Raw genomic sequence first — 18,936 nt, 5'->3', positions numbered from 1 at the left:
CGAATGACCCGGGCAAGCGGCAAGGCAAGCGCGGCCCAAGGGATGGTGGGCGGGGCGACCTGCGCAGCAGGAGCGTCCGCCCCCTATCCCGCCCCGATCAGGGCCCCGGCGGCAAACACCAGCGCGCCCCCCAGAACCACCTGGAAGGCTGCCCGTAGGAATGGCGTCTCCATCCACTTGTTCTGGATCCAGGCGATCGCCCACAATTCGACAAAGACCACGATCATGGCGATCACCGTCGCCGTCCAGAAATGCGGGATCAGGTAGGGCAACGCGTGGCCTAGCCCGCCGACCGTTGTCATCACCCCTGCCGCGATTCCGCGTTTGACTGGCGAGCCGCGTCCCGACAACTGCCCGTCATCCGACGCCGCCTCGGTGAAGCCCATGGAAATGCCGGCACCCACGGAAGCGGCGAGCCCCACGAGGAACGTCGTCCAGGTGTCCCCGGTGGCAAAGGCAGTGGCAAAGATCGGCGCCAGCGTCGAGACCGATCCGTCCATCAGCCCCGCCAGCCCCGGCTGCACCCATGTCAGCACGAATTGCCGATGCGCCGCTGCGTCCTCGTCGGCGCGGGCGTCGTCGGTAAGGTGCTTTTTCTCCAGCCGTTGCGCGGAATGCTGGTGCCCTGCCTCGGCGGCCGCGAGATCGCCCAGCAATTTCCGGGTTTCCGCATCCGACGAGGCCTTGGCCGCCTCGAGATAGAAATGCTCGGCATCCTTCTCCATCGCGGCAGCTTCTTCGCGGATGCGATCGATCGACAGGTTTTCCATCAACCAGACCGGACGACGCGCATAATAGCCCGCCACATGCTCGCGCCGGATCAGCGGGATGACCTCGCCAAAGCGTTTGCGATGCGCGCTGATCAGCGCCTTGCGGTGGTTGTCCTCTTCGACGGCCATGCCATCGAACACCGCCGCCGTATCCGGGTAATCGGCGCGCAGGCGTTCCGCGTAGCTGCGATAGATGCGCGCGTCGTCCTCTTCCGAGGAAATCGCAAGCGCGAGGACCTCCTGCTCCGACAGGTCCCTGAAATGCCGTCTCTGTGTGATGTAGCGCATATCGAGTTCCTCGGTTTGCCAGCAGGATAAGCCTTGCAAGGCAACGTGCAAGGCCGTCCCCCGGCCAACGCCATTTCGCCGCAGCTTTCAATCCGCCCTTGCGTTTTGAACCGTATAGTTTAGATAAATGAACAGAACAGTTTAGTTTGGAGACTCGATATGACACGCTTCTTCGTCGCCGCCCTCTTCTCCCTGTCCGCAAGCGCGGCATTGGCCAATGTGCCCGCCATGACCCTGCCGGACCTGACCTTTCCCACGCCGTCGCCCGACATCTCGACTCAGGGCTGCGCGCCGGTGCAGGGACAGACCGCCTGTCAATGACGCGCTTCCTTGAAGGAAGTGAACCGAACGGTTTATACTCCCGTGACACGCACACGGGAGGAACCGCATGACCGCCGAGCCGATCATTCGCAAGGGGCGTAAATTCGATCAGGTGCTGACCGGCGCGCGCGAGGTCTTTCTGCGCGACGGGTTCGAGGGCGCCTCGGTCGATGCCATCGCCCGCGAGGCTGGCGTGTCCAAGGCGACGCTCTACAGCTACTTTCCCGACAAGCGCCTGCTGTTCGTCGAGGTCGCCAGTGACCAATGCTGCCGTCAGGCGGACGAGGCGCTGGTCACGATGGACCTGACCCGCCCCCCCGCCGAAGTGCTGGGCGATGCCGGGCGGCGCTTCCTTGGCTTCCTGTATTCCGACATGGGGATGCGGATCTTTCGCATCTGTGTCGCCGAAGCGGAACGCTTTCCCGAGATTGGCAAACGCTTCTACGAAAGCGGGCCGCTGCTGATGCGCCGCGCTCTGACCACCTATCTTGAGGTTGCGCGCAGCCGGGGCGAACTGGACATCGACGACATGCCCTTGGCTGCCGACCAGTTTGCCGAGCTGTGCAAGGCCGACCTGTGGCCGCGCATGGTTTTTGGCCTTCAGGCCGAGGTCACGGATGCGGAAATCGGCCGGATTGTGGATGGCGCTGTCGCCACCTTCATGGCACGTTACGGCGCAAAATGACCCCCGTTCGCGGGGGCCAACCCCGTGACGGAGAATGACATGCAGACCGTATCCGAAAACCGCTGCTTTGGTGGCACCCAAGGTGTCTTCACCCATGCGTCGCAGGCCTGTTCCTGCGACATGACCTTTGGCCTTTTCCTGCCGGAAGAGGCGCAGTACCAGCCGGTCCCGGTGCTGTGGTATCTGTCGGGCCTGACCTGCACGCATGAAAACGCCATGGTCAAGGCAGGCGCTCAGGGCTGGGCCGCCGAACAGGGCATCGCGCTGATCTTCCCCGATACTTCGCCGCGCGGCGAGGGCGTGGCCAATGACGAGGCCTACGATCTGGGTCAGGGCGCCGGGTTCTACGTGAACGCGACGCAAGACCCGTGGGCGCCGCATTTCCGCATGTGGGACTACGTAGCCGAGGAACTGCCCGCGCTGGTGGGCAAGGAATTCGCTTTGGACATGGAGCGTCAGGGCATCACCGGGCACAGCATGGGTGGCCACGGCGCGCTGACGCTGGCGATGAACCTGCCGGGGCGCTTCCGCTCGGTCTCGGCCTTCGCGCCCATCGCGAACCCGACGCAATCCGATTGGGGCAAGAAGCAGTTGGGCGCTTACTTGGGCGACACGGGCTGGGACAAGCACGACGCGACACTGCTGATGGAGGCGAACGGATTTGACGGCCCCGTCCTGATCGACCAAGGCGGCAGCGACCAGTTCCTTGACCTTCTGAAACCCGAGGCGCTGGCACAGGCCATGATGGCCCGCCGTCAGGACGGAACCTTCCGCATGCAGAAGGGATATGACCACAGCTATTTCTTCGTCTCGACCTTCATGGAGGACCACGTCGCCTTCCATGCCGAGGCGCTTCATGCGTGACACCGTGCCGGGCTTGACCCGGCACCTCTGGGCGAAACCGACCGGGAGGCCCCGGGTCAAGCCCGGGGCGCGGTGCGCCCATGACTGAGCTTTATATCGACGCCGACGCCTGCCCGGTCAAGGAAGAAGCCGAGCGCGTCGCCACCCGCCACAAGGTGCAGATGCACCTTGTGTCCAACGGCGGTCTGCGCCCCTCGCGCAACCCGTTCGTGTCAGTGGTTGTGGTCCCTGACGGGCCGGACGTCGCCGACATGTGGATCGCCGACCGCGCGGGCAAAGGCGACGTGGTCGTGACCTCCGACATGCCGCTTGCCGCGCGCTGCGTCGAGAACGGCGCGCAGGTGCTGCGCCATGACGGCTCGGTTCTGGACGCGCGCAACATCGGCCAGCAACTCGCCATGCGCGACCTGATGTCCGACCTGCGCGCCGCCGATCCCTTTCGTCAGGGCGGCGGACGTGCGTTCTCCAAAGCAGATCGGTCGAATTTCCTGAACGCGCTGGAAAACACGCTGCGCAAGGCCAAAGGGTAATACAATGGGTATACAAGCGGTCATCTTCGATATCGGCAACGTGCTGATCGAATGGGTGCCCGAACGCTATTACGACGCCAAGATCGGCGAGGACCGCCGCAAGAAGATGTTCGCAGAGATCGACCTGCACGGCATGAATGACCAGATCGACCGTGGCGCAGATTTCAAAGACACCGTGTATACATGGGCCGAGCAGTATCCGCATTGGCGTGACGAGATCCGCGATTGGCACGACCACTGGCTTGACCTCGCCACACCCGAAATCCCCCACTCGATCCGCCTACGCGATGCATTGCGCACAAAGGGTATACCCGTCTTTGCCCTGACCAATTTTGGCATCGGCACATGGGCGGTCGCCACGCCCCGTTACCCGTTCCTGCAGGAATTCGACCGCCACTACATCTCGGGCGAGATGCAGCAGATCAAACCCGAGCCCCGCATCTACGAGATGGTCGAACAGGATTGCGGCCTGCCGCCACAAAGCCTGCTGTTCACCGATGACCGTGCAGACAACATCGCCACCGCACAGGGGCGCGGTTGGCAAACCCACCTGTTCACCGGCCCACAAGGCTGGGCCGACCGGCTGGTGGCCGAGGGCCTTTTGACGCCGGACGAGGCAAGATGATCTGGCCCGCGCTCGGCCTTGCCGGTCTGGCCCTGCTGCCCGGCCTTCGCGAAGCCTTGCGCACCCCTGCTCGACACCTGCAAAAGCAGGCTCCGGGCCAGTTGGCCCGGCTGAGCCGCGGCAAGACCCATTTCCAGTGGTCAGGCCCCAAGGATGGCCCCGTGGCCGTGCTGGTCCACGGCTTGACCACCCCCAGCTTTGTCTGGACCCTCCTGACCCCGCACCTGACGGCCCAAGGTTATCGCGTGCTCAGCTACGACCTCTACGGGCGCGGCTATTCCGACGCCCCGCGCGGTCTGCAAACCCCGGATTTCTTCTGCGCCCAGTTGGAAGACCTCCTGGCCCATGAAACGGTCGCCGACGGCTTTGCACTGATCGGCTATTCCATGGGCGGTGCCATTGCGACGGCCTTTGCCGCACGGCACCCGAAGCGCCTACAGCAACTGATCCTTCTAGCACCCGCCGGAATGGGCCACGACCTTGGGCCTCTCGCCAAATGGGCCGCGGACTGGCCCATTGTCGGCGACTGGGCCTTTCACATGATGTTTCCCCGCAGCCACGCCGCCTATGCCCGCGGCGAACGCGCGGACGCCATCGAGGACCTGCCACGCTTGCTAAAGAACGAACTGCACCGACGCGGTTACACGCGCTCGGTCCTGTCTTCCCTGCGCGGTACGATCCGCCAAACGATGGAGGCGCAGCATCGCGCCATCGCCCGGACCGATCTGCCCGTCACGGCGATCTGGGGCGGTCAGGACCCGATCATCCCGCTGCGCGCGATGGGTCAACTGACCCAGTGGAACCGCGCGGTCCGGCATCACGTGATCGAGGACGCGGATCACGGCCTGCCCTTCACGCACCCCGCTCAGGTCGCAGGCATCGCCGCCCGGCCCGGCGCATCCTCCTTCACCGGCAGGTGAACCAGCGCCGAGAACACGCCGACCCCCACGCCGATCCACCAGACAAGGCTGTAATCGCCGTAGACATCGTACAGCCGCCCACCCAGCCACACTCCGAGGAAGCCGCCCAATTGGTGGCTGAAGAAGACGATCCCGTACAGCGCCCCCATATAGCGCAACCCGTAAAGATGCGCGATCAGGCCCGAGGTCAGCGGCACGGTCGCCAGCCAAAGCGCCCCCATGACGGCGGAGAACACCAGCACCGATGTCGGGGTGATCGGCAAGGCGATGAACACCCCCGCCGCCACTGCCCGCATCGCATAGATGCCCGACAGCAGGTATTTCTTGGTGAACCGCTTGCCCAGCCAACCGGCGGTCAACGTCCCGGCGATGTTGAACAACCCGATGAGCGAAATCGACACCGCCCCCAGCGCGCTGGTCGTGGTGATGCCCACCGAATGCAGCACACCGCCCTGCAGGATCGGCCCGCACATCTCGGTCACCAGCGCCGGGAAATGCGCCGTGACAAAGGCCAATTGGTAGCCGCAGGAAAAGAAGCCGAGGAAGATCAACGCAAAGGACGGGTCCCGCGCCGCCCGGCCAAGGATCGCGCCCATGCTCTCCTGCAACTCAGCCTTCGACGCAACCGGCGCCCGCATCATCGGCAGCGCCAGCAGGACGGCCACCATCATGCCCGCAAAGACCAAAAAGACCGACTGCCATGGCATCACCGACAATAGACCCTCGGCCAAAGGCGCGCCGATCACCTGCCCCGCCGACCCCGCCGCCGTCGCAATCGCCAAACTCATGGAGCGATGCTCGTCACTCGACGCGCGCCCGACAACAGCCAGGATCACGCCGAACCCGGTCCCGGCAATGCCAAAACCCACCAGCACCTCCCAAGCCTGCATGGCAAACGGCGTCTCGGCAAAGGCCGACAACACCAGCCCCGCCGCGTAGATCAACGCGCCCAGCACGATCGCGCGCCTGTCCCCCAGCTTTTCCGCCAACGCCCCGAACAACGGCTGGCCGATGCCCCATGCAAGGTTCTGGATGGCGATGGCCAACGAAAACTCCGCCCGCGCCCAACCGAATTCCTCGGCAATCGGGATCTGGAACACGCCAAACGACGCGCGTACGGCAAAGCCTGCCATGATGATCACGCAGCCCACCAACAAGACCGGCGTCAGGATCGAAGCCCTCTGTTCCATCGCGCACTCCCTCAAAAAGCGCGAAACGTATCGCCAAAATACATGCTCTCGTCAAACATCATTCCGTGATGCCCACCATCACCCGTGCTTCTTCGGTCCCGAAATACCTCGGGGGAATGCGCGGCACGCGCAGGGGGCAGCGCCCCAAGGGGGTCCGGGGCACAGCCCCGGCGCACGCGCCGCGCAGGCGCAAACCAACCTGCCTGCGCAGCAGCCCTCTGGATCACCCCACGCAACCTCGCTAAACCGAGCCTATGACAACCCTGCCCGACCTTTACGAAGCCCGCATCCGCGACGGACGTCTGAAACCGGACGAGGCGCAGCGCGCAGCGCTGCCCGCCTTCGAACGCATCCGGCACGATCTGGCCAACCCGCCGAAACGCGGCCTCTTCCGCAAGGCGCCGGAACCGCCCAAGGGCCTGTATCTCTGGGGTGGGGTCGGGCGCGGCAAGTCGATGTTGATGGACCTCTTCGTCGAAACGCTGTACGTGCCCGCCCGCCGCGTGCACTTCCACGCCTTCATGCAGGAAATCCAGTCCGAACTGCATCGCCTGCGCGGCGAGGGCGTCGAGGATCCGATCAAACCGGTCGCCAAGGCCGTATCGGACAGCGTCAAGCTGCTCGCCTTCGACGAGATGCAGATCACCGACATCGCCGACGCGATGATCGTCGGGCGGCTGTTCGAGCGCCTCTTCGATGCCGGAACCGTCGTCGTCACCACCTCGAACCGCGTCCCCGACGATCTCTACAAGGACGGGCTGAACCGCCAGCTTTTCCTGCCCTTCATCGCGCTTCTGAAGGAGCGGATGGAGGTCAAGGAACTGGCGTCGGATCGCGATCACCGGCAGGACCGCCTGCAAGGCGCGCAGGTCTATTTCACCCCCGCGAATGCCGAGGCCCGGGCAAAGATCGACGCCCTGTGGGAGGAACTCACCCATGGCCAGTCCGAAACGCTGACCCTGCACGTCAAGGGCCGCGAGGTCGAGTTGCCGCGCTATCACAACGGTGTCGCTCGCGCGACGTTCTACGATCTGTGCGGGCGGGCGCTTGGCCCCGCCGATTACCTCAAACTCGCCGAAACCGTGCGCGTGCTGATCATCGACAACATTCCCAACCTCGGGCGCTCGAACTTCAACGAGGCCAAGCGCTTCGTCACGCTGATCGATGCGCTCTACGAGGCGAAGGTCAGGCTGATCGCCTCGGCCGCCGCCGAGCCGGAATACCTGTATGTCGAGGGCGCGGGCAGTTTCGAATTCGAACGCACCGCGTCCCGCCTGCGCGAGATGCAGGACGCACAATGGGGCATGCAGCCCTGACAAAAAAAGAGGGTCCCGAAGGACCCTCAAGGCTGCGTTCTGCCTGCTCTGTCTGGTTCTCTGCCTGACGTTTTAACGCGTTTCGGGCAACCGCAGGACCATGCCTGCGGTCAACTCGGACGGGTCGCTCAGCACGTCCGGGTTTGCCTGTAGAATCTGAAGATATGCGACCGTCGTGCCATAATAGCGAAAGGCGATGCCCGGCAGGCTGTCGCCGGGCTGCACCACATGGCTCCGCGTCGCTTCGGCTTGGGGCGCGACCTTGGCGGCCTGTACGGGCGCGGGCTGGTTCGCGACGGGTTTTTGCAATTCCTGCACGATGCCGAGGCTCATCTTGCGGACGATGTCCATCTCCGGCTCGACGGCAGGTGCGGGTGTGGCAACGACGGCTTGCGGAGCCGCTTCCGGTCGCTTCACCGCAGCGGGGGCGGGCGGCTCGACCGCGGCCACGGCGGGCGTCAACGGGGCCGTCGCGGCGGCGAAGCTGGGCTGAAGGCCCAGCGGGTCCGGCGCCGTCCGGCTGACCTGATCGATGGCGGGCACGGCCTTGTCGGGATAGGCGTTCAGTCCCCAGAGCAACGCGCCCGTGGCCGAGAAGAATGCCACGCCCAGCAAGATAATCCTGATCATGCGCGCCCTCCGCAACAGGGCGCGACCCCGGCAAGGCCGGTCACGTCGGTCGTCAACATTGCAGTCCCCCAAACGCGGCACCAGTTTTGGCAGCGGTTTCGCGTTGCCTAACGGTATAGCCGAATCAGCTTTGAGCCGTCAACATATAGTAGAGCTGTCAACACATAGGCGCGTCGAAAGCCGAGCCAGCTATAAGTGGGTGCAGGAAAGTCGCTTATTTTGAGGGCAGCATCAGGGTCTGGCCGGGCCTCAGGTCGTCAGGCCGCGTCAGGATCGACTGGTTCGCCGCAAAGAGAGGCCCCGTCATGTTGACGTCGCCGTAGATCTTTTCGGCGATGGACACGAGGCTGTCACCGGCCTGAACCACATACATATCGGCCATCTTGCCCGCCTGCGGTGGCGCCGCCCCCACCGGCGCATCCAGAGACCGCCTCACGATTGTGTGCAGCAGGCTGCCGGGCTGTCCGGGCGCGGTCTGCCGTCCGGTCGCGTGGTTCAGGCTCGACAGGGTTTCCCACGTCATCTGGCGCATCGTCTGATCATCCAGCCCCGCCGTCGGCACCGGAGCAGCGGCCTGCGCAGGTTCGGCGCTTGGCAAGGCGGGCGTGAAGTCCGGCACGGCCATGGCGACGGGCGCGCTTTCCTGCGGCAGGGGCGCAAGGGCCGGCTCGGCACGGGTGACGGGGTCCGGGGCAGACATGTCCGCAGTCCGGCGGTTGGCGCCCGGCTGCACGACGATCAGCGTGACGGTGATCGCGATGAACCCGACTGCGAAAAGAACCATCCGGATCATGACCTACCCCACATACTTTTACTGTCCGCTGGCAAGGCTCAGGCCCAGCGCCGTCCACGCCTGTACCCCGCCGCGATAATATTTCAACTTGTCCGCCGGGTAGCCGCTGTCGCTCAGGCTGCGCAGGGCGGACACCGCCTGCGCGTCATCGGCCCCCCCGCCGAACAGCACGAGGTCGAACGCCCCCGAGAAATCGCCACCGCGCACGCCAAGCGCGCTCAGCAAGTCGTCGCGATAGGGGTTGTCGGGGCGCAGCGTGGCCTCGGGCACATTGACCGCGCCGGGCACGGTCCCGCTGGCAAAGCCCTGCGGCAGACGCGCGTCGATCAGCAACCCTTTGCCCGACGCCACGAAGATTTCGAGGAAATCCAGCAATTCCAGCTCGCCGATCGTGGCCACACCGCGCACCGCCTGCATCGGCTGAATGCAATCCGACGGGCAGGACCGCCCCTTGCGCTCGATCGTGACGGGCACACCGTTGAGGGAGAACTGGAAACTGTCGCGGGTCTCGGAAATACGACCCGATTGCGCACCGGCGGGGTGCGCCAGCACGGTCGCCATGCAGCAAAGGGCCGGGATAAGACCTTTGATCATCTGCTCTTCCTCTGCAGCCGGTTGGGCCGGCCATTGTGGTTAGAGCAAAATATAGGGCATTTCCCTCGAATCAGTCAACATCCGGGGGGTATTTCAAGGGTCGCACCCGCCTTGACTGTTGCTGTGTCACGTCGTCCAGTCCGGATCGCGGTCCTCGATCCGTCGCCCCGAGGGCAGGCGCAGGTCGTGGCAGGCGGCAGGGGCACCCAGCCAGTCCATGGCACGACGGAAATTCTGGTGGATGGCACAGCGGCCTGGGCTCAGTTCCTGCACGAGCCGGGCATATTCCGACAACATGCCGATGCTGCGCGGCGGCGGGCAAAGGATCGCGATGTCGCGCGGCTTGGCCATCTTGGCCACGTCCTGCGCCAGCACCTTTGCGAACTGTTCCATGCCTTCGGGAAAGATCCGCATGTCGTGCAGGCCACGCAGGTCGTTCAGGGAATGGCGGATCGCCTCCCATCCGGGCTTTGCCTGCGCCTCGGCATAGCCACGCGCAAGGTCCGCGAGGCTCAGCAAGCCTGCCACTTCGACGTAACAAAACGAGAACTCGGGAAAGAGCGTAATCCGGATAGACATTGTCTTCGCTGCATGTGTCAACTTGCAGCGCTCTAAAAAGTTAATGAATCATTAACAATCTATTTTTGGGCCGTTGACCGGATTACGCGCAACCAAACGGTCAAATTTTCGGAAAATTCCCGTTAATCAGGCGTGATCGCGCAGCACGTTCCCGGCAAGGTAGAGAGAGCCACAAATCAGCACCCGTGCGTCCGGCTCCGCTTCAAGGATCGCCGCAAGCGCCGCGCCAAGCCCATCGGCCTGAAACGCGCGATGCCCGCTTTCAGCGGCCAACCGCGCCGTTTCCTCGGCCGGAAGGGTGTTCGCCTCGCCGGGAATGGACACGGCGGTCAGGCTTTCCGCCTGCGTGGCCAGCGGTCGCAGAAAACCGCGCGCATCCTTGGTGTTCAGCATCCCGCAGATCAGGTGGACCTTGCGGCCCGGCAGTTTCGACAGGTAGTCGGCCAGCGCCTCGCCCGCCGCGGGGTTGTGCCCACCATCGAGCCACAGTTTGGCACGGCCTGCCTGATCGACCAGTGGACCGGAGCGCAGGCGTTGCATGCGCGCGGGCCAAGTGACATCGGTCATCGCGCCCTCATACGCGGCCTCGCCCGCCTTCAGGTGCCGCAAGGCCGCAAGCGCCGCCCCGGCATTCTGTACCTGATGCGCACCGGCCAGCGCGGGCATCGGCAGGTCCAGCAACCCGGTTTCGTCCTGATAGACAAGGCGACCGCGTTCCTCCGACACATGCCACTGTTGACCATGGGCCAGCAGCGGGCAGCCCAGCGCCTGCGCACGGGCCTCGATCACCTCCAGCACCGCGTCAGGCTGCGGGCCGACGACGCAAGGCACGCCGCGCTTCAGAATCCCGGCCTTTTCACCGGCGATCTTCGCCAGCGTGTCCCCAAGGAACTGTTCGTGATCCATCGAGATCGGCGTGATGATCGTCAGCGCGGGCTTTGCCACCACGTTGGTCGCATCCAGCCGCCCGCCAAGTCCGGTTTCCAGCAGGGTGAAATCGGCGGGCGTGCGCGCCATCGCCAGCAGCGCGGCGCAGGTCGTGATCTCGAAATAGGTGATGGTCTCGCCACCATTGGCGGCGTAGCATTCGTCCAGCACCTCGGTCAGGTGCTGTTCCGTAATCAGCTCGCCCGCCAGCCGGATGCGTTCGTGGAAGCGCGCAAGGTGCGGCGATGTATAGGCATGCACGCGCTTGCCCGAGGCCTCCAGTCCGGCGCGGATCATCGCCTGCGTCGAGCCTTTGCCATTGGTTCCGGCCAGATGGATCACCGGCGGCAGATCGTCTTGCGGGTTGCCCAAAGCGTCAAGCAAGCGCCACACGCGGTCCAGCACCAGGTCGATCACCTTGGGGTGCAGGGCCATCATCCGGTCGAGGATGACATCGGAGGTTGTGTTCATTTGGCGGGCTTCGTCTGGGGCATCTTGGCCTCATCGGGGCCGGGCGCAGGCAGGTCGCCCCAAGTGGGCGGCGGCATCTTCATAAGCTGTCGACAGATCACGATCAGCTCCTCGCGCAGCTTGCGGCGGTCGGTCACGCGGTCGAGCATGCCGTGGTCCAGCAGGTATTCGGCGCGCTGAAAGCCCTCGGGCAGCTTTTCGCGGATGGTCTGCTCGATCACACGCGGACCTGCGAAACAGATCAGCGCGTTGGGTTCGGCGATCTGGATATCACCCAACATCGCATAGGAGGCCGTCACCCCGCCCGTCGTCGGATGCGTGAGCACGACGATATAGGGCAGGTTTTTCTCTTTCAGCATCTGGATCGCCACGGTGCTGCGCGGCATCTGCATCAGGGACAGGATGCCCTCTTGCATGCGCGCGCCGCCAGCGGCGGAAAACAGGATCAGCGGGCGGCCCAGACGCACGGCCTCTTCGGCGGCCTTCACGATGGCGTTGCCGACATACATGCCCATGGACCCGCCCATGAAGCTGAAATCCTGCGCGGCACAAACCACCGGTGTGCGCCCGATCTCGCCAGCGGCGACCAGCATCGCCTCTTTTTCACCGGTGCCCTTTTGCGCGGCTTTCATGCGCTCGGGGTATTTCTTCTGATCGCGGAATTGCAGCGGGTCGGTCAGCGGTTCCGGCACGTCGATTTCCGAGAACACACCACCGTCGAACAGCGCCAGAAAGCGGTCGCGCGGCGTGATGTGCATGTGGTGGCCACATTCGGAACAGACGTTCAGGTTGTCGCTGATTTCGCGGTGGAACAGCATCGTCCCGCAGCTGTCGCACTTGGACCAGAGGTTTTCCGGCACCTCGCGGCGGGAAAAGATGGAGTTGATCCTTGGGCGGACGTAGTTGGTGATCCAGTTCATGCGCGACCTGACCTGTCTTGAAACTGGCGCAGACTTAAGCCCGCCCGCGACAAATTGCAATCACGCGCGGATCGCGATCCTTGCCGCCAGCCAGCTGACCCCGATCATGGCAAGGTCGATCGGCAGGAAACCGGCCACCTCGGAAATGTCACCGGGACCAAAGGGCAGCAGCCGCAGGGCGAGGCCGGACATATCCCCCTGCATCGAGAACAGCCCGATGGCGACGAAGTTGTTGGCAAGGTGGAACGCCACGGCTGGTCCAAGCGTCCCCGCACGCGCCGTCAGATCGGCGCTGGCCATGCCGTAGATCACCGCCCAAACCACCACCAGCCACGCATTCGCACCGTATATTTCGGGGGCGTAGTGTCCCAGCCCGAACAGCGCCGAGGGCACGACCATCCACGCCAGAGGACTGCGGAACCGTGCCCCCAATTGCGACTGGAGATAGCCGCGAAACAGCAATTCCTCGCTTCCGGTCTGGATGAACAGCGCCAGCAGCGTCACCGGCAACAGGGCAACCCACCGTCCCGGGGGCAAACCCGGCGCGGTTTCCCGCCACAGCCCCCAAGGCGGCAGGATCATCAGCACCGCGTAGAGCGCCACGAGGATCAACAGCACGTCCCAGAACTGTCTGCGCGCCAGCGGCCACGGACCGACGATGGTCGAAGGCGGGCGCTTGTGCACCAGATCGGTCACGGTAAAGGCGGCCAGCCCCATCGCCCCCATCAGGCCGAGCATCAGGATCAGGCCCAAAGCCGTGTCGCCGCGGTTGATCTGGCCCAGCAGATCCTCGAAGCCTTGTGGTGCCATGATGGCGCCGGTCACCGCGAAAATCCCTTGGGTCAGCGCATACATGATGACGAAGGCCAGCAGCAGCCCGAGACCGGTCTGCCACAGCGCGCAGGCGGTCTTGGCGGGCAGGGTCAGCAGATGGAACCGGGTATAGCGCATGTCGCGACTTGGACCCTTTGTAGAGCCGGTGTCAACGGGTCCGGGCAGCGCGCCTCAAAATCAGGTTTTTTCCACCCGTGCCCCGGTGAATCGTGTAGGGTTGCCCGGCACGTCAAGGTGAAGGCGACAGGATGCACAGTGCCGACTTTTCCCCGGGCGACCTGCCTGATTATCAGCGCCGGGTCTACTTTCGCTGGCGCGCAGCCTGCCGCGGCGAGTCACTGCCCTTGATGGAAGACTTCGACTTCATGTCGCAGGATAGTGCGAGCGGCGCACTAATCCTGACCGAGATCATCCGGGATGACAGCGGCATGCCGATCGACTTCCTTCCGATCTACATGGGAACGTCCATGACCCAAGGCACCGGTCGGCACATGCTGGGCAAGTGCCTGTCGGTCACGCCCGGCAAGGGGCCGGGCTCGATGATCTGGGCGGTCTACCAGACGCTGGCACGCCAAGGCAAACCGCTGCTGGTGTCGCTGCCCTTCGTCGGAAAGGCACCGGGTGTGCAATCCACCTGCGAGGTGATCCTGCCACTGCGGGGCGCGTTTCCGGACGAGGCGGGCTATGCGCTGGCGGCGCTGCAATTCCTGCCGCACGAGGCAAATGCCGGACAGGCGGTGAAAGCCCTCGGCGGCTGAGCTTTGCGGCGCTGGGTCGCCGTATCAGACGGTGGCGCTCTGCCACCGCGCAGCGGCAGAAGGCTTTTCGAAAAGCCTTGAAACACACCCGATCGACGTCGCGCGACAAGCGCCTTCTAAGGCGCTTGATCCAAGGCGCTTCGAAGCGCCTTGCCCGCGAAACCGCAACAGCACATTGACCCCGCCCACCGGCATGCTAAGCCGAACACATGTTCGAAATCTTCCTCAAGACAGTGCCCTTCTTTGCCCTGATCGGGCTGGGCTACGGCGCGGCCAAGTCGCGTTTTTTCCCCGAGGAAGCGACAGCGCACATCACCAAGTTTGTCTTTTACTTCGCCCTGTCCGCGATGCTGCTGCGGTTCTCGGCGAACCTGTCTTTCGCGGAGATCTTCGATCCACGGCTGGCCAGCGCCTACCTGTGGGGCACGGCCTTCACCTATGGCATCGCGATGTTCTGGGCATTCTGGCGCGGTCTCGACCTGCCGACCGCCTCGATCGAGGCGCAATGCGCGGCCATCGGCAATACCGGCTTTCTCGGCGTGCCGATGCTGGCGCTGCTGCTGGGTCAGGACGCGGTCGGCCCGATCATCCTGATCCTGTCCATCGACCTGATCGTGTTCTCCTCGCTGCTGACGATCCTTGTGACCGCGTCCCGCCAAGGCACCGTGTCCCTGCGCATCTTTCGCACGGTCGCCATCGGGCTTCTGAAGAACCCGATGATCGTCTCCATCGCGTTGGGCCTTGGCATTTCCGGCGCAGGCCTGCCGGTGCCCGAGGTGGTCAATTCCTTTCTGACGATCCTCGGCAATGCCGCAACGCCCGGAGCGTTATTCGCCATTGGTGCGTCGCTGGCCTCGAAATCTGCCGAGCGGTTGCAGATCGCCGCATGGCTCAGCTTTGCCAAGTTGATCCTGCATCCGGCCTTCGTCGCGCTGGCGGTCTACGTGATCTTCCCTGTCGACGCCTATCGCGCCGCAGTCGTGGTCAGCGCAGCTGCGCTGCCCGTGGCCGGAAACGTCTTCATTCTGGCGCAGCATTATGGCATCGCGCCGCAGCGCGTCTCGGCCTCGATCCTGATCTCGACCGCGGCCAGCATCCTGACCGTCAGCGCCATCATCGCGGTGGTGACAGCCGGTCTGCCCTAGCGCAAGCCCGGGCGCCCTAGTCCACCCGGCGCACCAGCATTTGGTTGCCGTCGCCTTGCCGCATCTCAAAGACCTTGAGTGACTTCACCAAGTCCGACAACTTGCGCTTGCCATAGGTGCGGGTGTCGAAATCCGGGTTGGCGGCGCCGATGACCTGACCGATATCACCGAGACGATACCAGTCATCCTCGGGCTCCAGTGCGTCCATCGCCTTGAAGATCAGGTCCCGCGCCTCGTTTGGCGAGCGTCCGGCTGGTTTCTCTTTGTCCCGGTCCGGGGCGCCATCCAGATTCTCAAGGAAAATGAACCGCTTGCAGGCCTTGCGGAACGCATCCGGGGTCTTTTGCATACCCATGCCGTACACATCCAGCCCCTGCTCGCGCACCCGGCTGGCCAGCCGGGTAAAGTCGCTGTCCGAGGAGACCAGAACGAAGCCGTCGAACCGGCCGGAATGCATCAGGTCCATCGCGTCGATCACCAGCGCGATATCACTGGCGTTCTTGCCCACGGTGTTGGCGGGGGAATGGTGCGGAACGATGCCGAAATCGGCCTGCACGCGATTCCAGCCTGCCATCTGCTGGCTGGAAAAATCGCCGTAGCAGCGGCGCACCGACGCCTCACCCAGCGAGGCGATCTCGTCAAAGATCGCGCCTGCGAATTTCGGCGAGGTGTTGTCGGCGTCGATCAGGACGGCCAGCAGTTTTGTTTCGGGCATGAGGTCTCCTTTGCGGTGCAGCCTAGCACGGATCGGCACGAGGGCCAGTCAGAGCCGCCGAAACATGACCAGCGCATCGACCTCTCCTTCGGTCGGGTGGTCGAAGGCGCCCGGCAGGCGCCCCACCACCTCGAATCCGGCGCGTTCCCACGTCGCGATGGCGCGGGTGTTGGTCGAGACGACGAAATTGTATTGCATGGCGCGAAACCCCTGCCGCCGCGCCTCGTCAAGCGAGAAGGCCAGCATGGCACGGGCAACCCCCCGGCCAGAGGCCTCGGGCCGGGTGCAATATCCGGCATTGCAGACATGGCCGCCGTTGCCGGTCTGGTTCGGTCGCAGGTAGAAGCAACCCAGCGCGCGGCCCGCGTCCTCGGCAATCCAGACCCGCGCCGTTTCGGGCCAGAAATACGCGAGCCCCCCCGCCTGACCGCCATCTGGCTGCGCACAAAAGACATCACCGCGTTCGACGGCGGGGCGCAGGATGTCCCAAACCCGGGCCTCGTCGGCGTCACGGCTGGCTTCTCGCAGGATCATGTCAGGCCTTCCGTCTTGATGTGGATCGTCTCGCCGCAATGTTTGCAATGCACGGCATCGGCGTCATGCAGGATCAGCCCGCAGGTCGGGCATTCGTAGCGCACCTTGTGCGGCCGGAACAGCACCGTGACCAGCCGCAGGAACAGGGTCACGCCCGCGATCATGACGACGACCGAAATCATCCGCCCGACCGTGCCCGGCAGGGTGATGTCGCCGAACCCCGTGGTCGTCAAGGCCGTGACGGTGAAATACAGCGCATCGGCATAGTTCCGGATCTGTGGATTGGACGGATACTGCGTGGCATAGATTACCCCGGTCATGATGAAGATGAAGACCATCAGGTTGAGCGAGGCAAGGATCACGTCCTCGTTTCGGCGGAAATAGGGAAAATCCTGCTTCAGCCGCTTCGACAATTGGTAGGTGTGCAGCAGACGCAAGGTGCGAAGCACGCGGAGAAAGCCCAACCCCTCGCCAGCCAACGGCGCGAGAAAGGAAATGAGCGCGATGAAATCCGCAAGTGTCGAAAACCGCGTGAGCAAACGCCAGCGGTTGGCGCTGATCCAGATCCGGGCGGCGAAATCCGCAAGGATGAAGACACCGAACACCGCGTCGATGGTCTCGACGACCGGACCGTGATGGGTGAAGGACGTCGCGATCACGAACAGGATCGTGACGATGTCAAAGGTCAGGACGGCATAGCGGAACCGGTGCGCCTCGTCGCTGTCCCCCTTGTAGAGTTCGCGGATACGGACCTTCATTTTCCTGCCCATCTGCTGTCACGGGATCAAGGGATGCCATCCGATCCGCGCCCGTGCCAGACGGTGGACAGGATTTGGGCGCAGCCGCACCGTTTTTGCATCACTCCGAGGGGCAGGTTTGCGGAGCGGCGAGGTCAATGGACAGGCCGCGTAATGGAAAGAGATCATGCGCGCGCGGGTCATGCAAGCGGCCCGGGCCGAAACCCGCGCCAGCCGAAAGTAGGATGGGTGATCACCCATCCTACCGTGTCGAACCGATCAGAATTCGACGACCGCGCGGATCGACTTGCCTTCGTGCATCAAGTCGAAGCCCTTGTTGATCTCGTCCAGCGTCAGCTTGTGCGTGATCATCGGGTCGATCTCGACCTTGCCGTCCATGTACCAGTCGACGATCTTCGGCACATCCGTCCGGCCCTTGGCGCCACCGAACGCGGTGCCCTTCCAGACCCGGCCCGTGACCAGTTGGAACGGACGGGTGCTGATCTCGGCACCCGCCGGAGCGACACCGATGATCACCGACACGCCCCAGCCGCGATGCGAGCATTCCAGCGCGTCGCGCATGACCTTCACGTTGCCGGTCGCGTCGAAGGAGTAATCCACGCCGCCGAACTGGTCCTTTTCCGTCTTGGTCAGCTCGATGATGGCCTGAACGGTGTTCTCGACCTTGGACGGGTTGACGAAGTGGGTCATGCCGAACTTGCGGGCCATCTCCTCCTTGTCGTCGTTCAGATCGACACCGATGATCATGTCCGCGCCCGCCATGCGCAGGCCCTGAATGACGTTCAGGCCGATACCACCCAGACCGAAGACAGCGGCGGTCGAGCCGATTTCCACACCGGCCGTGTTGATCACCGCGCCGATGCCGGTGGTCACGCCGCAGCCGATATAGCAGATCTTGTCGAAGGGCGCGTCATCGCGCACCTTGGCCAGCGCGATTTCCGGCAGGACCGTGTGGTTCGCGAAGGTCGAGCAGCCCATGTAGTGATAGATCGGCGTGCCATCCAGCATCTTGAAGCGCGTGGTGCCGTCGGGCATCAGGCCCTTGCCCTGCGTGCCGCGAATGGCGGTGCAGAGGTTGGTCTTGCCGCTGAGGCAAGCGTGGCATTCGCGGCATTCCGGCGTGTAGAGCGGGATCACGTGGTCGCCCGGCTTCAGCGTGGTGACACCCTCGCCGACCTCGACGACGACGCCCGCGCCCTCGTGGCCGAGGATCGAGGGGAACAGCCCCTCGGGGTCATCGCCCGAGCGGGTGAACTCGTCGGTGTGGCAAATCCCGGTGGCCTTGATCTCGACCAGCACTTCGCCCTTTTTCGGACCTTCCAGCTCGACTTCCATGATTTCCAGCGGCTTGCCTGCTTCCAGCGCCACGGCGGCTCTTGTACGCATGTCCATTCTCCCAAGATGCACGTTCGCGCGGACACTAGCGACAAGCACCCCCCGGTCGCAAGGCGTCTTGGCCACGCGCGTTCAGCAATTGTTGAGAGTTTTGAGTCAGCGTGAGGATCAGATCATCTCGGAAAAGGTCCTGACAGAATGTCGATTCAGATTCTTGCCCAACAGGCCGCCGCCAATGCCCTGTCTCGCGGCGCACGGGACAGCAGCACCGGCCTGCTGATCCGCATCCGCCTCTACGAGGCGACGCTCGACCGCCTGCGCAGCCTGCGCCCGGGCCCCTACCCCGAAGAGGAAGAGATTCAGGCGCGCATCGCCACCCTGCGCAATCAGCTGATGCACCCGCTTTACGTCGTCTGAGGCCCGACTCGACTCGT

At 64.1% G+C, this 18,936-nt stretch carries 23 protein-coding genes; 10 read left to right on the top strand and 13 right to left on the bottom strand.

Translation table 11 applies throughout. The annotated features are described in order from the left end of the window. Positions 1–83: 83 nt before the first annotated feature. Positions 84–1,058, bottom strand: coding sequence for an iron exporter MbfA (gene mbfA, locus D8Z78_RS17085; protein WP_121633217.1), 975 nt, complete (start codon positions 1,056–1,058; stop codon positions 84–86). Between the two features lie 159 nt (positions 1,059–1,217). On the opposite strand from mbfA, the gene D8Z78_RS24705 reads away from it, so the two are divergent. The 6 genes from D8Z78_RS24705 to D8Z78_RS17060 all read left to right on the top strand — a co-directional run bounded on the left by D8Z78_RS24705 (position 1,218) and on the right by D8Z78_RS17060 (position 5,003). Continuing rightward, a complete protein-coding gene (locus D8Z78_RS24705; RefSeq protein ID WP_164932994.1) occupies positions 1,218–1,379 on the top strand; it encodes a hypothetical protein in 162 nt (53 codons plus the stop codon). Positions 1,380–1,446: 67 nt separating this feature from the next. Continuing rightward, entirely contained in the window at positions 1,447–2,064 is a 618-nt protein-coding gene (locus tag D8Z78_RS17080) for a TetR/AcrR family transcriptional regulator (RefSeq protein WP_121633216.1), read from the top strand. Positions 2,065–2,103: 39 nt separating this feature from the next. Then, complete coding sequence (fghA, locus tag D8Z78_RS17075) at positions 2,104–2,928, top strand: S-formylglutathione hydrolase (protein ID WP_121633214.1); 825 nt, start codon at positions 2,104–2,106, stop codon at positions 2,926–2,928. 80 nt (positions 2,929–3,008) lie between these two features. Beyond that, positions 3,009–3,458, top strand: coding sequence for a YaiI/YqxD family protein (locus tag D8Z78_RS17070; protein WP_121633212.1), 450 nt, complete (start codon positions 3,009–3,011; stop codon positions 3,456–3,458). Between the two features lie 4 nt (positions 3,459–3,462). After that, on the top strand, positions 3,463–4,083 hold the full coding sequence (locus D8Z78_RS17065) for an HAD family hydrolase (protein ID WP_121633210.1): 621 nt from the start codon (positions 3,463–3,465) through the stop codon (positions 4,081–4,083). Continuing rightward, positions 4,080–5,003 carry an alpha/beta fold hydrolase gene (locus D8Z78_RS17060; protein WP_121633207.1) on the top strand — a complete coding sequence of 308 codons (924 nt, stop codon included), beginning with the start codon at positions 4,080–4,082 and terminating at the stop codon, positions 5,001–5,003. Before D8Z78_RS17065 ends, D8Z78_RS17060 begins: the two co-directional genes overlap by 4 nt. Here the strand turns inward: D8Z78_RS17060 and D8Z78_RS17055 are convergent. Beyond that, positions 4,949–6,193: an MFS transporter gene (locus tag D8Z78_RS17055; RefSeq protein ID WP_121633205.1), complete on the bottom strand. Its 1,245-nt coding sequence runs from the start codon at positions 6,191–6,193 to the stop codon at positions 4,949–4,951. The genes D8Z78_RS17060 and D8Z78_RS17055 overlap by 55 nt on opposite strands. Before the next feature lie 254 nt (positions 6,194–6,447). Here D8Z78_RS17055 and zapE point away from each other — a divergent pair, with 254 nt between their 5' ends. After that, on the top strand, positions 6,448–7,509 hold the full coding sequence (gene zapE, locus D8Z78_RS17050; protein ID WP_121633203.1) for a cell division protein ZapE: 1,062 nt from the start codon (positions 6,448–6,450) through the stop codon (positions 7,507–7,509). Between the two features lie 72 nt (positions 7,510–7,581). Here the strand turns inward: zapE and D8Z78_RS17045 are convergent, their stop codons facing one another. From D8Z78_RS17045 to D8Z78_RS17015, 7 genes are all read right to left on the bottom strand, one after another. Further along, the gene (locus D8Z78_RS17045) at positions 7,582–8,139 is read right to left on the bottom strand and encodes a LysM peptidoglycan-binding domain-containing protein (protein ID WP_121633201.1); all 558 of its coding nucleotides are present in this window, start codon (positions 8,137–8,139) and stop codon (positions 7,582–7,584) included. A gap of 214 nt (positions 8,140–8,353) precedes the next feature. Continuing rightward, positions 8,354–8,932 carry a LysM peptidoglycan-binding domain-containing protein gene (locus D8Z78_RS17040; RefSeq protein WP_121633199.1) on the bottom strand — a complete coding sequence of 193 codons (579 nt, stop codon included), beginning with the start codon at positions 8,930–8,932 and terminating at the stop codon, positions 8,354–8,356. An 18-nt stretch (positions 8,933–8,950) separates the two neighbouring features. Then, positions 8,951–9,526, bottom strand: a complete 576-nt coding sequence (locus D8Z78_RS17035) for a rhodanese-like domain-containing protein (protein ID WP_121633197.1) — start codon at positions 9,524–9,526, stop codon at positions 8,951–8,953. A gap of 126 nt (positions 9,527–9,652) precedes the next feature. Further along, positions 9,653–10,105, bottom strand: coding sequence for a hypothetical protein (locus tag D8Z78_RS17030; RefSeq protein WP_121633195.1), 453 nt, complete (start codon positions 10,103–10,105; stop codon positions 9,653–9,655). A gap of 126 nt (positions 10,106–10,231) precedes the next feature. Continuing rightward, complete coding sequence (locus tag D8Z78_RS17025) at positions 10,232–11,503, bottom strand: bifunctional folylpolyglutamate synthase/dihydrofolate synthase (RefSeq protein ID WP_121633193.1); 1,272 nt, start codon at positions 11,501–11,503, stop codon at positions 10,232–10,234. After that, positions 11,500–12,423, bottom strand: coding sequence for an acetyl-CoA carboxylase, carboxyltransferase subunit beta (accD, locus tag D8Z78_RS17020; protein ID WP_121633191.1), 924 nt, complete (start codon positions 12,421–12,423; stop codon positions 11,500–11,502). The genes D8Z78_RS17025 and accD overlap by 4 nt, the downstream gene beginning before the upstream one ends. 60 nt (positions 12,424–12,483) lie before the next feature. Next, positions 12,484–13,374, bottom strand: coding sequence for a CPBP family intramembrane glutamic endopeptidase (locus D8Z78_RS17015; RefSeq protein WP_121633189.1), 891 nt, complete (start codon positions 13,372–13,374; stop codon positions 12,484–12,486). Between the two features lie 230 nt (positions 13,375–13,604). Here D8Z78_RS17015 and D8Z78_RS17010 point away from each other — a divergent pair, with 230 nt between their 5' ends. Together D8Z78_RS17010 and D8Z78_RS17005 are read left to right on the top strand one after the other, a co-directional pair. Then, the gene (locus tag D8Z78_RS17010) at positions 13,605–14,015 is read left to right on the top strand and encodes a hypothetical protein (RefSeq protein ID WP_128910837.1); all 411 of its coding nucleotides are present in this window, start codon (positions 13,605–13,607) and stop codon (positions 14,013–14,015) included. A gap of 209 nt (positions 14,016–14,224) precedes the next feature. Beyond that, positions 14,225–15,160, top strand: a complete 936-nt coding sequence (locus D8Z78_RS17005) for an AEC family transporter (RefSeq protein ID WP_121633186.1) — start codon at positions 14,225–14,227, stop codon at positions 15,158–15,160. Between the two features lie 16 nt (positions 15,161–15,176). Here the strand turns inward: D8Z78_RS17005 and D8Z78_RS17000 are convergent, their stop codons facing one another. The 4 genes from D8Z78_RS17000 to D8Z78_RS16985 all read right to left on the bottom strand — a co-directional run bounded on the left by D8Z78_RS17000 (position 15,177) and on the right by D8Z78_RS16985 (position 18,553). Continuing rightward, complete coding sequence (locus tag D8Z78_RS17000; RefSeq protein ID WP_121633185.1) at positions 15,177–15,875, bottom strand: NYN domain-containing protein; 699 nt, start codon at positions 15,873–15,875, stop codon at positions 15,177–15,179. A 48-nt stretch (positions 15,876–15,923) separates the two neighbouring features. Beyond that, positions 15,924–16,409: a GNAT family N-acetyltransferase gene (locus tag D8Z78_RS16995; RefSeq protein ID WP_121633183.1), complete on the bottom strand. Its 486-nt coding sequence runs from the start codon at positions 16,407–16,409 to the stop codon at positions 15,924–15,926. Further along, complete coding sequence (locus D8Z78_RS16990) at positions 16,406–17,167, bottom strand: ion transporter (protein ID WP_121633181.1); 762 nt, start codon at positions 17,165–17,167, stop codon at positions 16,406–16,408. Before D8Z78_RS16990 ends, D8Z78_RS16995 begins: the two co-directional genes overlap by 4 nt. A 258-nt stretch (positions 17,168–17,425) precedes the next feature. Next, entirely contained in the window at positions 17,426–18,553 is a 1,128-nt protein-coding gene (locus tag D8Z78_RS16985) for an S-(hydroxymethyl)glutathione dehydrogenase/class III alcohol dehydrogenase (RefSeq protein ID WP_121633179.1), read from the bottom strand. A gap of 147 nt (positions 18,554–18,700) precedes the next feature. On the opposite strand from D8Z78_RS16985, the gene D8Z78_RS16980 reads away from it, so the two are divergent. Further along, positions 18,701–18,919, top strand: a complete 219-nt coding sequence (locus D8Z78_RS16980; RefSeq protein WP_121633177.1) for a hypothetical protein — start codon at positions 18,701–18,703, stop codon at positions 18,917–18,919. Positions 18,920–18,936: the final 17 nt, after the last annotated feature.

The organism is Tropicibacter alexandrii (genome assembly GCF_003667315.2).
GTDB classification, from domain to species: Bacteria; Pseudomonadota; Alphaproteobacteria; order Rhodobacterales; family Rhodobacteraceae; genus Tropicibacter; species Tropicibacter alexandrii.
The sequence above is the reverse complement of the archived record's forward strand: the minus strand, read 5'-3'. Positions and strand labels throughout refer to the sequence as shown.

Bases quoted from the DNA above. Each gene is read 5' to 3' on its own strand.
- D8Z78_RS17065 (WP_121633210.1), top strand. From the start codon at position 3,463: ATGGGTATACAAGCGGTCATCTTCGATATCGGCAACGTGCTGATCGAA.
- D8Z78_RS16990 (WP_121633181.1), bottom strand. From the start codon at position 17,167: ATGAAGGTCCGTATCCGCGAACTCTACAAGGGGGACAGCGACGAGGCG.
- D8Z78_RS17000 (WP_121633185.1), bottom strand. From the start codon at position 15,875: ATGCCCGAAACAAAACTGCTGGCCGTCCTGATCGACGCCGACAACACC.
- D8Z78_RS17010 (WP_128910837.1), top strand. From the start codon at position 13,605: ATGGAAGACTTCGACTTCATGTCGCAGGATAGTGCGAGCGGCGCACTA.
- D8Z78_RS17015 (WP_121633189.1), bottom strand. From the start codon at position 13,374: ATGCGCTATACCCGGTTCCATCTGCTGACCCTGCCCGCCAAGACCGCC.
- D8Z78_RS16995 (WP_121633183.1), bottom strand. From the start codon at position 16,409: ATGATCCTGCGAGAAGCCAGCCGTGACGCCGACGAGGCCCGGGTTTGG.
- D8Z78_RS17045 (WP_121633201.1), bottom strand. From the start codon at position 8,139: ATGATCAGGATTATCTTGCTGGGCGTGGCATTCTTCTCGGCCACGGGC.
- D8Z78_RS24705 (WP_164932994.1), top strand. From the start codon at position 1,218: ATGACACGCTTCTTCGTCGCCGCCCTCTTCTCCCTGTCCGCAAGCGCG.
- accD (WP_121633191.1), bottom strand. From the start codon at position 12,423: ATGAACTGGATCACCAACTACGTCCGCCCAAGGATCAACTCCATCTTT.
- D8Z78_RS17035 (WP_121633197.1), bottom strand. From the start codon at position 9,526: ATGATCAAAGGTCTTATCCCGGCCCTTTGCTGCATGGCGACCGTGCTG.
- D8Z78_RS17080 (WP_121633216.1), top strand. From the start codon at position 1,447: ATGACCGCCGAGCCGATCATTCGCAAGGGGCGTAAATTCGATCAGGTG.
- D8Z78_RS17040 (WP_121633199.1), bottom strand. From the start codon at position 8,932: ATGATCCGGATGGTTCTTTTCGCAGTCGGGTTCATCGCGATCACCGTC.
- D8Z78_RS17070 (WP_121633212.1), top strand. From the start codon at position 3,009: ATGACTGAGCTTTATATCGACGCCGACGCCTGCCCGGTCAAGGAAGAA.
- zapE (WP_121633203.1), top strand. From the start codon at position 6,448: ATGACAACCCTGCCCGACCTTTACGAAGCCCGCATCCGCGACGGACGT.
- D8Z78_RS16985 (WP_121633179.1), bottom strand. From the start codon at position 18,553: ATGCGTACAAGAGCCGCCGTGGCGCTGGAAGCAGGCAAGCCGCTGGAA.
- fghA (WP_121633214.1), top strand. From the start codon at position 2,104: ATGCAGACCGTATCCGAAAACCGCTGCTTTGGTGGCACCCAAGGTGTC.
- D8Z78_RS17005 (WP_121633186.1), top strand. From the start codon at position 14,225: ATGTTCGAAATCTTCCTCAAGACAGTGCCCTTCTTTGCCCTGATCGGG.
- D8Z78_RS17030 (WP_121633195.1), bottom strand. From the start codon at position 10,105: ATGTCTATCCGGATTACGCTCTTTCCCGAGTTCTCGTTTTGTTACGTC.
- mbfA (WP_121633217.1), bottom strand. From the start codon at position 1,058: ATGCGCTACATCACACAGAGACGGCATTTCAGGGACCTGTCGGAGCAG.
- D8Z78_RS17025 (WP_121633193.1), bottom strand. From the start codon at position 11,503: ATGAACACAACCTCCGATGTCATCCTCGACCGGATGATGGCCCTGCAC.
- D8Z78_RS17055 (WP_121633205.1), bottom strand. From the start codon at position 6,193: ATGGAACAGAGGGCTTCGATCCTGACGCCGGTCTTGTTGGTGGGCTGC.
- D8Z78_RS17060 (WP_121633207.1), top strand. From the start codon at position 4,080: ATGATCTGGCCCGCGCTCGGCCTTGCCGGTCTGGCCCTGCTGCCCGGC.
- D8Z78_RS16980 (WP_121633177.1), top strand. From the start codon at position 18,701: ATGTCGATTCAGATTCTTGCCCAACAGGCCGCCGCCAATGCCCTGTCT.